At 67.5% G+C, this 13,558-nt stretch carries 12 protein-coding genes; 11 read left to right on the top strand and 1 reads right to left on the bottom strand.

Annotated elements, in window-relative coordinates:
* Positions 1-33: 33 nt before the first annotated feature.
* The 3 genes from CKY51_RS19330 to CKY51_RS19320 all read left to right on the top strand — a co-directional run bounded on the left by CKY51_RS19330 (position 34) and on the right by CKY51_RS19320 (position 4,669).
* A complete protein-coding gene (locus tag CKY51_RS19330) occupies positions 34-1,446 on the top strand; it encodes an FAD/NAD(P)-binding protein (RefSeq protein WP_022970536.1) in 1,413 nt (470 codons plus the stop codon).
* A gap of 126 nt (positions 1,447-1,572) precedes the next feature.
* Positions 1,573-3,756, top strand: a complete 2,184-nt coding sequence (gene uvrD, locus CKY51_RS19325) for a DNA helicase II (RefSeq protein ID WP_022970535.1) — start codon at positions 1,573-1,575, stop codon at positions 3,754-3,756.
* Positions 3,757-4,222: 466 nt separating this feature from the next.
* On the top strand, positions 4,223-4,669 hold the full coding sequence (locus tag CKY51_RS19320) for a universal stress protein (RefSeq protein WP_022970533.1): 447 nt from the start codon (positions 4,223-4,225) through the stop codon (positions 4,667-4,669).
* Between the two features lie 37 nt (positions 4,670-4,706).
* Here the strand turns inward: CKY51_RS19320 and tagK are convergent, their stop codons facing one another.
* Positions 4,707-5,297 (bottom strand): transcriptional regulator TagK, encoded by a 591-nt coding sequence (gene tagK / locus CKY51_RS19315; protein ID WP_152249691.1) that lies wholly within the window; start codon positions 5,295-5,297, stop codon positions 4,707-4,709.
* Between the two features lie 312 nt (positions 5,298-5,609).
* Between tagK and tssB the strand changes: the two genes are divergently transcribed.
* The 8 genes from tssB to CKY51_RS19275 all read left to right on the top strand — a co-directional run.
* Positions 5,610-6,119, top strand: a complete 510-nt coding sequence (tssB, locus tag CKY51_RS19310) for a type VI secretion system contractile sheath small subunit (RefSeq protein ID WP_022970531.1) — start codon at positions 5,610-5,612, stop codon at positions 6,117-6,119.
* Between the two features lie 2 nt (positions 6,120-6,121).
* Positions 6,122-7,618, top strand: coding sequence for a type VI secretion system contractile sheath large subunit (gene tssC / locus CKY51_RS19305; protein WP_022970530.1), 1,497 nt, complete (start codon positions 6,122-6,124; stop codon positions 7,616-7,618).
* A gap of 82 nt (positions 7,619-7,700) precedes the next feature.
* Complete coding sequence (locus CKY51_RS19300) at positions 7,701-8,204, top strand: Hcp family type VI secretion system effector (RefSeq protein WP_022970529.1); 504 nt, start codon at positions 7,701-7,703, stop codon at positions 8,202-8,204.
* A 69-nt stretch (positions 8,205-8,273) separates the two neighbouring features.
* On the top strand, positions 8,274-9,068 hold the full coding sequence (locus tag CKY51_RS19295; protein WP_022970528.1) for a type VI secretion system accessory protein TagJ: 795 nt from the start codon (positions 8,274-8,276) through the stop codon (positions 9,066-9,068).
* Between the two features lie 7 nt (positions 9,069-9,075).
* On the top strand, positions 9,076-9,579 hold the full coding sequence (gene tssE, locus CKY51_RS19290) for a type VI secretion system baseplate subunit TssE (RefSeq protein ID WP_022970527.1): 504 nt from the start codon (positions 9,076-9,078) through the stop codon (positions 9,577-9,579).
* Between the two features lie 5 nt (positions 9,580-9,584).
* The gene (gene tssF / locus CKY51_RS19285) at positions 9,585-11,468 is read left to right on the top strand and encodes a type VI secretion system baseplate subunit TssF (protein ID WP_022970526.1); all 1,884 of its coding nucleotides are present in this window, start codon (positions 9,585-9,587) and stop codon (positions 11,466-11,468) included.
* Positions 11,432-12,472, top strand: a complete 1,041-nt coding sequence (tssG, locus tag CKY51_RS19280; protein WP_031338177.1) for a type VI secretion system baseplate subunit TssG — start codon at positions 11,432-11,434, stop codon at positions 12,470-12,472. Before tssF ends, tssG begins: the two co-directional genes overlap by 37 nt.
* Before the next feature lie 53 nt (positions 12,473-12,525).
* On the top strand, positions 12,526-13,558 hold a 1,033-nt coding region (locus CKY51_RS19275; protein WP_152249690.1), incomplete at its 3' end, for an AAA family ATPase.

The raw sequence follows: 13,558 nt of genomic DNA, 5'->3' as shown, positions 1-13,558 counted from the left end.
ATCGTCTACGCGGGCATCGCCTACAATCGCCCGATGAATCAGCCATGTGAGTCGGGCGATGCAGCGATCGCCATCGTAGGAGGCGGCGCGGCCGGCGTGCTGGTCGCGCTGCAGTTGCTGCGCCAGGCCGACCGGCCGATGTCGCTGGTGGTGATCGAACCGCGTGAACGCCTGGGCGAAGGCGTGGCCTATGCCACGCTGCGTGGCGAACATCTGCTCAATGTCCCCGCCGCGCGGATGAGCGCGCTGGCCGAGGTGCCGGAGGATTTCGTCGACCATCTCAGCACGCAGGCACCTGATCCCGCAGAGGCGGAGACGCCGCTGCCACGCCGCTTCGTCGCGCGCCGCCGCTACGCGCCGTATCTGCGCGAGCGCCTGGCCGCCGCGCAACGCTGCAGCCCGGCGTCCTTGCGCCACCGGGTGGCGCGTGTGCAGCACCTGCAATACCGCGATGGCGGCGTCCAGCTGCAGTTGGACGACGGCAGCAGCGTGCAGGCGCAGCGGGTGATCCTGGCGGTCGGCAATGCCTTGCGGCCGCTGCCGGTACGCGGGGCCACGGCGCTGACGCCGCAGCAGCGGATCGATGCCTGGGACAGCGCAGCGGTGGCGGCGCTGCCGGCCGATGCGGCGGTGTGCATCGTCGGTTCCGGCCTGAGCATGGCCGATTGCGTGATGAGCCTGGTCGCACAGGCGCACCATGGTCCGGTGCACGTGGTGTCGCGGCACGGCTTGCTGCCGCTGCCGCATGCGCACGGCGCCGCCGCCACCTTCGATCCGGCCATGCTGTTGCCCCTGCCGCTGCGCGCGCGGCTACGCACGTTGCGCCAACTGGCACGCGAGGCGGTGGCCGCCGGCCTGCCTTGGCAAAGCGTGATGGAGCGGATCCGCCCGTACAGCCAGCCGCTGTGGCAGTCGTTGTCGGTGGCCGATCAGCGGCGCTTCCTGCGCCACCTGGTCCGCTATTGGGACGTGCACCGGCATCGCATCGCCGCGCCGGTGCATGCGCAATTGCAGGCCATGCAGGCCCGTGGCCAGTTGCAGGTGCACCGCACGCGACTGGACGTGGCCTTCGCGGCCGGCGCCTGCGTGCGGGTCAGTGCCAGCCCGCGTGCCGGGCAGGCGCTGCAACTGGACGTGCAGGCCTTGATCAATGCCACCGGGGTGGAGATGCGCGTGCAGGCGATGCGCAATGGCCTGCTGCAGCAGTTGCTGGGGCAGGGCCTGGCGGCACCCGGCCCGCACGGGATCGGCGTGCAGACCGACGCCGATGGCCGGGTGGTCGATGCCGATGGCCAGCCCGATCCGCGACTGTGGGCGATCGGCAGCTTGCGCATCGGCACGCTGTGGGAAAGCCTGGCGGTGCCGGAGCTGCGCCTGCAGGCGCAGGCGATCGCTGGCGCGGTGCTGCGTGGGCTGGACGCCGAGCGCGACGCCGGTCGCCGCTGAGGAACGCCGCATACCAGCTGCAGGGTGGCGCCGCAGGCCCGGCCCGTCTTCACACCGTTCCGTCATCCCATGACCGCGTCAGCGCAGTCTCAGCCGCGGCGACGCCACAACCGGTAAAATACCCCGGTGGATGTCTCTCATTTGCTCGATCATTTAAACCCCGCCCAGCGCGAGGCCGTCTCCGCGCCGCCGGGGCATTACCTGGTGTTGGCCGGCGCCGGCTCCGGCAAGACCCGCGTGCTGATCCATCGCATCGCCTGGCTCAATGAAGTCCATGGCGTGCCTGCGCACGGCATGTTCGCAGTGACCTTCACCAACAAGGCCGCCGGCGAGATGCGCCACCGCACCGACTTGCAGCTGCGCAATGGCAGCCGCGGCATGTGGATCGGCACCTTCCATGGCCTGGCCCACCGCCTGCTGCGCCTGCATTGGCAGGATGCCCGCCTGCCGGAAGGCTTCCAGGTGATGGACAGCGACGATCAGCTGCGGCTGGTCAAGCGGGTGGTGCAGGCGTTGGAACTGGACGAGGGCAAGTATCCGCCCAAGCAGATGAGCTGGTGGATCAACGAGCAGAAGGACGAGGGGCGACGGCCGCAGCACATCCAGCCCGAGCCCAACGACGACTGGACCGAGGTGCGCTGGCAGGTCTATGCGGCGTATCAGGAACGTTGCGACCGCGCCGGCCTGCTGGATTTTGCCGAGTTGCTGCTGCGCGCCCATGAGTTGCTGCGCGACACCCCGGCGCTGCTGGCGCATTACCGCGCGCGCTTCCGCGAGATCCTGGTCGATGAGTTCCAGGACACCAATGCCATCCAGTACGCCTTCGTGCGCGTGCTGGCTGGCGAGAGCGGCAACGTGTTCGTGGTCGGCGACGACGATCAGGCGATCTACGGCTGGCGTGGCGCGCGGGTGGAGAACGTGCAGAAGTTCCTGCACGACTTCCCCGGTGCGCAGACCGTGCGGTTGGAGCAGAACTACCGCTCCAGCGCCAATATTCTCGGCGCGGCCAATGCGGTGATCGCGCACAACCCCGACCGTATCGGCAAGCAGCTGTGGACCGACTCGGGCGATGGCGAGCCGATCGATCTGTATGCGGCCTACAACGAGGTCGACGAGGCCCGTTACGTGGTGGAGCGGGCGCGGCAATGGGTACGCGATGGCGGCAGCTATGGCGAAGTGGCCGTGCTCTACCGCAGCAATGCGCAGTCGCGTGCGTTGGAAGAGGTCTTGATCGCCGAGCAGCTGCCTTATCGTGTCTATGGCGGCATGCGCTTCTTCGAACGCGCCGAAATCAAGGATGCGCTGGCCTATCTGCGCCTGCTGACCAACCGCAGCGACGATGCCGCATTCGAGCGCGCGGTCAACACGCCCACGCGTGGCATCGGCGATCGCACCCTCGATGAAGTACGTCGGTTGGCGCGTGCGCAGGGACTGTCGCTGTGGGAAGCGGCGATGCTGGCCAGCCAGCAGAACGCGCTGGCTGCGCGTGCGCGCAACGCCTTGGCAGGCTTCCTCAGCCTGCTCGGTCAACTGCAGGCCGAAACCGGCGAGATGGATCTGGCCGAGCGCATCGACCACGTATTGGTCCGTTCGGGGCTACGCGAGCATTGGGCCAAGGAGAGCCGCGGTGGGCTGGATTCGGAATCGCGGACCGAGAACCTGGACGAACTGGTCTCGGTGGCCTCGCGTTTCGTGCGCCCGGACGACGAGGACAGTGCCGGCATGACCGAGCTGGTGGCCTTCCTGGCCTATGCCTCGCTGGAAGCCGGCGAAGGCCAGGCCCAGGCGGGCGAGGATGGCGTGCAGTTGATGACGCTGCACTCGGCCAAGGGCCTGGAGTTTCCGATCGTGTTCCTGGTCGGCCTGGAGGATGGCCTGTTCCCGAGCGCGCGCTCGCTGGAAGAGAACGGCCGGCTGGAGGAGGAGCGGCGGCTGGCCTATGTGGGCATCACCCGTGCGCGCCAGAAGCTGGTGTTGTGCTATGCCGAATCGCGCCGGATCCATGGCCAGGACAACTACAACGTTCCCTCGCGTTTCCTGCGCGAGATTCCGCGCGATCTGCTGCACGAAGTGCGGCCGAAAGTGCAGGTCTCGCGTCCTGCCTCGCTGGGGGCGGTACGCGGGCCAGTGCATGCGGTGGTCGAGGCCGCGCCGATCAAGCTCGGCGCCAATGTGGTGCACCCCAAGTTCGGCGGCGGCGTGGTCACCGATTACGAAGGCGCCGGTGCGCATGCGCGGGTGCAGGTGCAGTTCGACGAGGCCGGCGCCAAGTGGCTGGTGATGGCCTACGCCAACCTGACGGTGGTGTAGCCGGCCACGTGCCGCGCCGGCGACACGCAGGTTCTCGCGCGGCAAGCAACGGACACAGCGCACCACCGTGTCTGATGTCCTTGCCTCGATCCGAGTGGAAGCGCGCATGCGGCGTCGCCGCATGCTGCTGATCCTGCGTGCGGCCTGTCGCGCTCGCAACGCACTACTGGCCCAGCCCGAGCGCTGGACGCGCACCGCGCAGCCGAGTGTGATGCCGTGATCTGCCAAGCGGCGGTACAGGTGCGTCGACGCTGCAAGGGCCGCCAATGCGCGCGGTCCCGCAGTGCATCGACGAGCGCGACCGCATGCTGCATGCCGATCCAGGCGCGTCCAGGCCGTTACCGATGCGCGGATCAGCCGACTGACTGACGCGCCGCTGAGCGACTTGATCCGCATCAAGGTGCGACAGCAGCGGCGTGGCAGACTGGGCGCGCAGTCCATCGTCGGCTAACAACGGGAGAGTCCCATGTACAAGCGCATCCTGATCGCCATCGACGCCTCCGAGCTGTCCCATCGCGGGCTGTTCCAGGGCCTGGAGCTGGCCAAGACCACCGGCGCCCATGTGGATATCGTCACCGTCTCCGAGCCGTGGGCGATGGGCATGTACGACGCGATGGGCTGGAGCGTGGGCTACGAGGCCAGCCCGGAATATCGCAAGGAGCGCGAGGCCGGTGCCGAAGCCATTCTGCGTCCTGCGCTGGAGCTGGCCGCTGCAGCCAACGTCAAGGCCACGCCGCGGCACGTGCTGGATCGCTTCGCCGCCGAAGGCATCGTGCAGACCGCCAAGGACTGCGATAGCGACCTGATCGTGATGACCTCGCACGGCCGCCGCGGCATGAGCCGCGTGTTGCTGGGCAGCCAGACAGTGGAAGTGCTGACCAACAGCAAGGTGCCGGTGTTGGTGATCCGCTGAGTGCGGCAACGGCAGTGCCTGCCGCCGCCATGCCCGCTCACGCCTCGGCGTAGTCCAGCGCCGGCTGCGGACGCAGCGGCTGGCCGAGCCGCCGCTGCGCCTGGGCGGGCAGCAACGGCGCTGGCTGCGTCGCGTTGACCGACCCGTTGCGCAGACTGGGATCGATCGGCAGATCCTGTCCCAGCTCGCGAATGAAACGCCACATCGGCATGTAATGCCCGCGCCGCGCCGGTGTGCGTCGTTGCGGCGCGGCGCGGCATTGACGACGCCACTGCATCGGCGGCATGCCGAAGCGCTGCTGGAAGGCGCGCTGGAACTGACGCTCGGATGCGAATCCCATTTCGTACAGCAGCCAGGTCAGGCTGCACTCCGGAAAGGCCTGCAGATAGCGATACGCCGTGCAGAGCCGCTGCTCGCGAATATAGCTGGCCACGCCGCCGCGCGAATGGAACAGCCGGTACAGGCTTGCGCGCGACAGCGCAAAGGCTTGCTGCAAGGTCTCGGTGCCGAGCTCCGGCTCGCCGATATGCTGTTCGATGTAGGCCAGCAGGTCGATCATCAACGGCGCAGACGCATCGGTCAGCGGCGCCAGCGCCGCCGCCACGTCAAGGGGGTGGGTCATGTTCATCGGAAGGAACGCCTCGGCCCGCTCCCCGGGCCTGTCACCTGAGCAAGCGCAAAAAGCGTCGGCAACCCATCACGGCCAGGTACGAAATCCGCAGGCGATCACGCAATGCGGCGATTGAGACGATTTGTCGGGTGAGCCTGAAGGCCGCTTCCTAGACTCGCCGCAACGCTCAAGACAACGGTCTGGCAGCGTCGCCGCCGCAGCGGCAGGCAGGGTCCGGTTGGCAGACGGGCCAGCGGGGATCAGGCAGATGGCAGCGCGCAAGGGCCGTGCAGGCCGCGCGCAACGGCAACGCTCACTCGGAGATCAGGCATGGCCAGCAGTCAGAAATTCATTGCCCGCAATCGGGCCCCGCGGGTACAGATCGAGTACGACGTGGAGGTCTACGGCGCGCAGAAGAAAGTACAGATTCCGTTCGTGATGGGCGTGCTGTCGGATCTGTCCGGCGCCAACGCCGGCGAGTTGCCCTCGTTGGAGGAACGCAAGGCGCTGGAGATCGACGTCGACAACTTCGACAGCCGCCTGCAGTCGATGCGGCCGCGCGCGCAGTTCAAGGTGCCCAACACGCTCACCGGCGAAGGCGAGCTGGCGGTGGATATCACCTTCGAGAGCATGGACGACTTCTCGCCGGCGGCGATCGCGCGCAAGGTCGCGCCGTTGGCCAAGCTGCTGGAAGCGCGCACCCAGCTGGCCAACCTCGATACCTATATGGACGGCAAGGCCGGCGCCGAGCAGCTGATTGCGCAGGCGATCCGCGACCCGGCCCTGCTGCAATCGCTCACCGCGGCGGCCAAGCCTGCCGACGCAGCGGAGGAGGCGTAATCATGGCCGCCACCGAAGCCGCAGTCGCCGCCAGCATCGGCAATGACGTCCTGGCGCAGGACGATTTCGCCGCGCTACTCAATCGCGAGTTCCGCCCCAAGAGCGAACGCGCCAAGGAAGAAGTCGAGTCGGCGGTGCGCACGCTGGCCGAGCAGGTACTCAATCGCAGCGACGTGGTCAGCGACGATGTGTCGCAGACCATCAAGGCCTACATCGCCGAGATCGACCGCACCCTGACCGAACAGCTCAACCAGATCCTGCATCACCCGGACCTGCAGCAGCTCGAAGGCGCCTGGCGCGGCCTGCATTACCTGGTCAACAACACCGAGACCGACCAGCAGCTCAAGATCCGCGTGCTGAACATCGGCAAGAAGGAGTTGGGCAAGGTGCTCAAGCGCTACAAGGGCACCGCCTGGGATCAGAGTCCGATCTTCAAGAAGGTCTACGAGCAGGAATACGGCCAACTCGGTGGCGAGCCGTACGGCTGCCTGGTCGGCGATTATTCCTTCGACAACAGCCCGCCGGATGTGGAGCTGCTCAACGGCATGGCTCAGGTCGCCGCCGCCGCGCACGCACCCTTCATCGCCGCCGCCGCGCCCAAGCTGATGGGCATGGACAGCTGGAGCGAACTGTCCAACCCGCGCGATCTGGCCAAGATCTTCTCCACGCCCGACTATGCCGCCTGGCGCTCGCTGCGCGAATCGGAAGATTCCAAGTACATCGGCCTGGCGATGCCGCGCACGCTTTCGCGCCTGCCATACGGCGCGGCGACCAGTCCGGTGGACGAGTTCGACTTCGAGGAAGACACCGGCGGCGCCGATTCGTCCAAGTACACCTGGCAGAACGCCGCATATGCGATGGCGGTGAACATCAACCGCTCATTCAAGCAGTACGGATGGTGCTCGCGCATTCGCGGCATCGAATCCGGTGGCGCGGTCGAAGGCCTGCCCACGCATACCTTCCCCACCGACGACGGCGGCGTGGACATGAAGTGCCCGACCGAAGTGGCGATCACCGACCGCCGCTCCGCCGAGCTGGACAAGATGGGCCTGATGCTACTGGTGCATCGCAAGAACTCGGACATGGCCGCCTTCATCAGCGCGCAGTCCTTGAACAAGCCGGACGAATACGACGACCCGGATGCCACCGCCAATGCCGCCCTCGGCGCGCGGTTGCCGTACATGTTCGCTTGCTGTCGTTTCGCGCATTACCTCAAGTGCATCGTGCGCGACAAGATTGGCTCGTTCTCCGACCGTGAGCAGATGCAGAACTGGCTGACGCGTTGGGTGACCCAGTACATCGATGGCGACCCGTCCAATTCCAGCGAAGAAACCAAGGCGCGCAAGCCGCTGGCCGCCGCCGAAGTAGTCGTGGACGAGGTTGAGGGTGCCCCGGGCTACTACAGCTCCAAGTTCTATCTCAAACCGCACTACCAGCTCGAGGGCCTGACCGTGTCGTTGCGGCTGGTCTCGCGCCTGCCTTCGGCCGCCAAGGCCTGATCCGGCGCAGTCGCGCCTCGGCGACGGCGCCTGACGGCGTCGCGCCATCCTCTGTTGTCACTCTTATCGAAGGAGCAGTTCCATGGCGTTCGACATGCATATCAAGTTCGGCAGCGGCAAGGTCAAGATCGAAGGTGCGTCCAATCACAAGAAGCACGCCAAGGAGATTCCGATCCTGGCATGGTCGTGGGGCGCGAGCAATTCCGGCGATCTGCACACCGGTGGCGGTTCGGCCAGTGGGGGCAAGGCGCATATCCAGGACATCTCCATCACCAAGTACGTGGATGGCAGCTCCAACGCCTTGCTCGACGCGGTGTGCACCGGCGCACGAGTGGAAAACGCCTGGCTGTACGTCACCAACGCCACCGGCGAGCAGAGCGACTTCCTCACCCTGGAGCTGAGCGAGGGCGTGCTGATCACCTCGCTGTCCACCGGCGGCTCCGGTGGCGAGGATCGCCTGACTGAGAACGTCACCTTGCACTTCGGCAAGTTCAAGTACGCCTTCCAGCCGCAGGACGATAAGGGCACGGCCCAGGGCGGCGCCAAGGAATTCACCTACGACATCCAGGGCGTGGCCAAGGCCTGACGACGTACGCCAGGTGTACCGGCGGTGCCGCGCACGGTACCGCCGCCCTCTTCGACAAGGAACCGCGCGATGGATGCCTCCGCACACAGTCTGCTCGCCCGTGGCGAGCCGGCGCAGGCACTGCAACAGCTGGTCCAGCAGGTGCGTCGGCAGCCGGCCGATGTCAGCCGGCGCGTGTTCCTGTTCCAGTTGTTGGCCGTGCTCGGGCAATGGTCGCGTGCGGCCGACCAGCTACGCACCTGCGGCGAACTCGATCCCACCACCCGTCCGCTGGTGCACACCTATCTGGTGGTGCTGCAGGCCGAGCAGACGCGCGCAGACGTCTTCGCTGGTCGCTGTCTGCCGCCGGTGATCGGCGAGCCGGCGCCGTGGTTGGCGTTGCACCTGCAGGCCTTGCAGCTGTCTGCGCAAGGCCATGGGGCGCAGGCGGCCGAGCTGCGCGCGCAGGCATTGGAGCAGGCACCGGCCTGTGCCGGAACACTGGACGGCGCACGCTTTGCCTGGTTGGCCGATGCGGACCTGCGTTTCGGGCCGTGCCTCGAACTCATGCTCGACAGCGGCTATGTCTGGGCACCGATGGAACGCATCCAGCAACTGCGCCTGGAGGCACCGGTGGATCTGCGCGACACCGTGTGGGCGCCGGTCAGCGTGCTGTGGCGCAATGGCGGCCAGGCCTTCGGTTATCTGCCGGTGCGCTATCCCGGCAGCGAGCATCTGGATGCCGGCGAGCTGCAACTGGCCCGCCGCACCGAATGGACCCAGGGCGCGCAAGGCGAGATCGGCCTGGGCCAGCGCATGTGGAGTACCGACACCGACGAGGTGGCGGTCCTGGACGTGCGCCAGCTGCAGTTCGACCCGGAGTGAGGCAGCGATGGCCGAGCTCACCACCAGCGAACGCCTGCAGCCGTCCCTGCTGGACCGGCTGACCGACAGCGCGCCGGGCGAGCGCGAGGAAAGCCGCGAGCAACGGGTGATCTCGGCCACCCGGCTACGCGAGTGCGTGATCCGCGATCTGTCCTGGTTGCTCAATGCGGTCAATCTGGACACCAGCTACTCGCTGCAGGCGCATCCGCAGGTGCGGGGCTCGGTGCTCAATTTCGGCATTCCCGATCTGACCGGCGCGGCGCTGGCCGACATCGATGCGACGGCGCTGCAGCAGCGCCTGCATGCGGCGATCGTGCAATTCGAGCCGCGCCTGATCGCCGAGTCCTTGCGCGTGGACGTGCAGACCGATGCGGCACGCATGGATCGCCGCGCCCTGCTGTTCACCATCATCGCCGACATGTGGGCGCAACCACTGCCGCTGAACCTGTACCTGAAGACCACGCTCGACCTGGAAACCGGTCGCCTCGACGTCGTCGCAGGGCATGGGTGAGCGCCATGGACCCGCGCCTGCTTCCGTACTACACCCGCGAGCTGCAGCACGTGCGCGACATGGGCGCCGAGTTCGCGCGCGACTATCCCAAGATCGCCGGCCGGCTCGGCCTGGATGCGTTCGAGTGCGCCGATCCGTATGTCGAGCGTTTGCTGGAGGGCTTCGCCTTTCTCGCCGCGCGCGTGCAGCTCAAGCTGGATGCGCAGTATCCGGTGTTCACCCAGCACCTGCTGGAGATGGTCTACCCGCATTATCTGGCACCGGTGCCGTCGATGGCGGTGGTGCGGCTGCAACCTGACTTGAAGGACAGCGGCCTGGCCGCTGGGGTGACGGTGCCGCGGCAGAGCGCGCTGCGTAGCCTGATCGGCGCCGGCGAACGCACGGCCTGCGAGTTCCGCACCGCCCACGCGGTGACGCTGTGGCCGCTACACATGGCCGAGGCCAAGTACCTCGACTCGCCAGCGGCGTTGGCGGCGGCCGGCGTCGTGGCACCGGCGGCGCGCGCAGTGCGCGCCGGCCTGCGGCTGCGGTTGGAGCTGGTCGGTGGCGCGCAGGCGCAGATGCTGGCGCTGGATCGCCTGCCGGTGTTCCTGGCCGGCGCCGATGGCTTGCCCAAGCGGCTGTACGAGCAGCTGCATGCCGATTGCGCCGGCGTGCTGATCCGCGGCAGCGATGCCCAGGGCGCAGCGGTGGACGTCGTGCTGGCAGCGGACAGCTTGCAGATGCGCGGCTTCGACAACGCCGATGGCCTGATTCCGTACGACGGACGTTCGTTCAGCGGGTATCGCCTGCTGCAGGAATACTTCGCTTGCCCGGAGCGCTTCCTGTTCGCCGAGTTCAGCGGCTTGCGAGCCGGCTTGCGTCGCCTGCATGGCAGCAGCATCGAGCTGGTGGTGCTGCTGACGCGCAGCGTGGCCAGTCTGGCCACGACGGTCGCGGCCGAGCACTTCCAACTGTTTTGCACCCCGGCCATCAATCTGTTCCCGCGTCGCGCCGATCGCATCCACCTGCATGCCGGCCAGCACGAATACCACGTGCTGGCCGATCGCAGCCGGCCGATGGATTTCGAGATCCATCACCTGGGCGAGGTCGAAGGCTTCGGCGATCGACAGGAGCCGGAACAGCGTTTCACCCCGTTCTACGGCGGCGATGCCAGCAGCTGGCACGCGCGCGATGGCGCTTTCTACACCGTGCGTCGCGAGCCGCGCTTGCTGTCGGCCAGGCAACGGCGCGATGGCGCGCGCTCCAGCTATGTCGGCAGCGAGGTGTTCGTCAGCCTGGTCGACGCCGACGACCAGGCGCAGATGTCGCGGCTGCGCCAGCTCGGCCTGCAGCTGTGGTGCAGCAACCGCGACCTACCGCTGCATATGCCGGTGGGCAAGGGCGGCACCGACTTCACCATGGACAGCGGCGTGCCGGTCGTCAGTGCGCGCTGCGTGGCCGGCCCGACCAAGCCACGGCCGGCTCTGTCCGATGGCCAGACCGCCTGGCGCCTGCTCAGCCAGCTGCAACTCAACTATCTGTCGCTGTTCGAGCACGGCAACGACGGTGCCGCCGCGCTGCGCGAGATCCTCACCCTGTACTGCGATCCCTTCGACGCCAGCGCGCAGCGGCAGATCGAAGGCTTGAAGCGGGTCAGCGCCCGTCCGATCGTGCGGCGCATTCCGGTGCCTGGCCCGATCACCTTTGGCCGCGGCCTGGAGATCACCCTGGAGTGCGAGGACGCCGCCTTCGAAGGTACCGGCGCCTTCCTGCTGGCCGCCGTACTGCAACAGTTCTTTGCGCGCTATGTCTCGGTCAACGCCTTCGTCGAGACCGTGCTGCGCACCACCGAACGCAACGAGGTGGCCCGATGGCCAGCCCAGCCCGGCACCCGTCCCAGCCTGTGAGCGCGGCGGCCAGCGCGCTGGAGCAGGCGCTGCAGGCCTGTCCGCAGGCGTTCGCGCCATTCGCTGCGCTGCGCGCATTGGAGCGCAGTCATCCGCAGCGCCCGCGACTGGGCGAATCGGCACGCGCCAGCGACGACTTCCTGCGCCTGCGCCATACCCCGTCGCTGGCGTTCGCGCCGCGTGCGCTGGATCGCTACGTGCCGCCGACCGAGGGCCGGCCCGGCACGCTGTATGGATTGTTCCTGGGCTTGTTCGGGCCGAATGCGCCGCTGCCGCTGCACCTGACCGAATACGCCATCGAGCGTGCCCAGCATGCCAAGGACGGCACCTTTGCCGCGTTCGCCGATGTCTTCCACCACCGCATGCTGAGCCTGTTCTATCGCGCCTGGGCGCAGGCCCAGCCCAGCGTGCAGGCCGAGCGCCCGGCCAGCGACCAGTTTCGTGCCTGGCTGGACGCGCTGGTCGGCATCGCCAGCCCACAGCTGCGCACGCGCGATGCGCTACCGGATGATGCGCGCCGCTACTACGCCGGTCGCCTGGGTGCGGTCACCCGCACGCCCGAAGGCCTGCGCGCGCTGCTGCAACAGCTGTTCGGCTGGCCGGTACAGGTGCAGGAATGCATTGCCGAGTGGATGCGCTTGCCTGCCGATGCGCGCTTGCAATTGGGTCTGGGCCCGCGCAACGCGCGGCTGGGGACCGATAGCGTGGTCGGCGCGCAGGTGCGCGCGGCGCAGCAGCGCGTGCGCATCCGCTTGGGGCCATTGCCGCGCAGTGCGTTCCAACGCTTCCTGCCCGGCGGCCAGGCGCTGCGCCAGCTGACCGCCGCGGTGCGCAGCTATCTGGGCGACGAATTCGGTTGGGAACTGCAGCTGTTGCTCAAGGCCGACGAGATTCCTGCCCCCCAGCTGGCCCGCAACACCCGGCTTGGCCTGGATACCTGGATTGGCCGTCGCGCCTGGAGCATCGCCGATGCCGACGAGGTGCTGCTGCGCCCCTCCGGCTGACCGCACCGCTGCCTCCCGCTCACACGCAACGTATCGACTCCGAAGGACCCATCATGGCCGAGATCTCCCGCAGTGCCCTGTTCGGCAAACTCAACCCGCTGGCGTATCGCGGTATCGAAAGCGCCACCGTGTTCTGCAAGCTGCGCGGCAACCCCTACGTGGAGCTGGTGCACTGGCTGCATCAACTGCTGCAGCTGCAGGACTCGGACCTGCATCGCATCGTCAAGCACTTTCAGCTCAACCCATCCGTGCTGGCGCGCGATATCACCACCGCGCTGGATGGCTTGCCGCGCGGCTCCACCGCCGTGACCGATTTGTCGGCCACGGTCGAAGAAGCGGTAGAGCGTGGCTGGGTCTATGCCTCGCTCAGCTTTGGCGAAGTGCAGGTGCGCACCGGCTATCTGGTGGTCGGTCTGTTGAGCGTGCGCGGCTTGCGCAATGCGCTGCTGGCGATCTCCAGGGAGTTCGACAAGCTCAAGCCTGCCGTGCTCAACGAACACTTCGCCGAGATCGTGGCCGGCTCGCCGGAAGATGGCTTGCTGCCCAGCGATGGATTTTCGTTAGGCCAGGCCGCTGCACCGGGCGAAGCCAGCGGCGCCATCGCCCCGGCGGCGATGGGCAAGCAGGAGGCACTGAAGAAATTCACCACCGACCTCACCGCGCAGGCACGTGAGGGCAAGCTGGACCCGATCATCGGCCGCGACGACGAGATCCGCCAGGTCGTCGACATCCTGATGCGCCGCCGCCAGAACAACCCGATCCTGGTCGGCGAGGCCGGTGTCGGCAAGACCGCGGTGGTGGAAGGCTTGGCACAACGCATCGCCCGCGGCGACGTGCCGCCCGCACTGAAGGACGTGCAATTGCGCACGCTCGATGTCGGCCTGTTGCAGGCCGGCGCCAGCATGAAGGGCGAATTCGAGCAGCGCCTGCGCGCAGTGATCGACGAAGTACAGGCCAGCCCCAAGCCGATCATCCTGTTCGTCGACGAAACCCACACCCTGGTCGGCGCCGGTGGCGCGGCCGGCACCGGCGATGCCGCCAACCTGCTCAAGCCGGCGCTGGCACGCGGCACCTTGCGCACCGTAG

The organism is Xanthomonas maliensis (assembly GCF_009192945.1).
GTDB lineage: Bacteria > Pseudomonadota > Gammaproteobacteria > Xanthomonadales > Xanthomonadaceae > Xanthomonas > Xanthomonas maliensis.
Note: the sequence above shows the minus strand (reverse complement) of the source record. Positions and strands in the feature narration are given on the sequence as shown.

Coding starts and splice junctions, on each gene's coding strand:
- CKY51_RS19330 (WP_022970536.1), top strand. CDS start 34: ATGAATCAGCCATGTGAGTCGGGCGATGCAGCGATCGCCATCGTAGGA.
- CKY51_RS19320 (WP_022970533.1), top strand. CDS start 4,223: ATGTACAAGCGCATCCTGATCGCCATCGACGCCTCCGAGCTGTCCCAT.
- tagK (WP_152249691.1), bottom strand. CDS start 5,297: ATGAACATGACCCACCCCCTTGACGTGGCGGCGGCGCTGGCGCCGCTG.
- tssB (WP_022970531.1), top strand. CDS start 5,610: ATGGCCAGCAGTCAGAAATTCATTGCCCGCAATCGGGCCCCGCGGGTA.
- tssC (WP_022970530.1), top strand. CDS start 6,122: ATGGCCGCCACCGAAGCCGCAGTCGCCGCCAGCATCGGCAATGACGTC.
- CKY51_RS19300 (WP_022970529.1), top strand. CDS start 7,701: ATGGCGTTCGACATGCATATCAAGTTCGGCAGCGGCAAGGTCAAGATC.
- CKY51_RS19295 (WP_022970528.1), top strand. CDS start 8,274: ATGGATGCCTCCGCACACAGTCTGCTCGCCCGTGGCGAGCCGGCGCAG.
- tssE (WP_022970527.1), top strand. CDS start 9,076: ATGGCCGAGCTCACCACCAGCGAACGCCTGCAGCCGTCCCTGCTGGAC.
- tssF (WP_022970526.1), top strand. CDS start 9,585: ATGGACCCGCGCCTGCTTCCGTACTACACCCGCGAGCTGCAGCACGTG.
- tssG (WP_031338177.1), top strand. CDS start 11,432: ATGGCCAGCCCAGCCCGGCACCCGTCCCAGCCTGTGAGCGCGGCGGCC.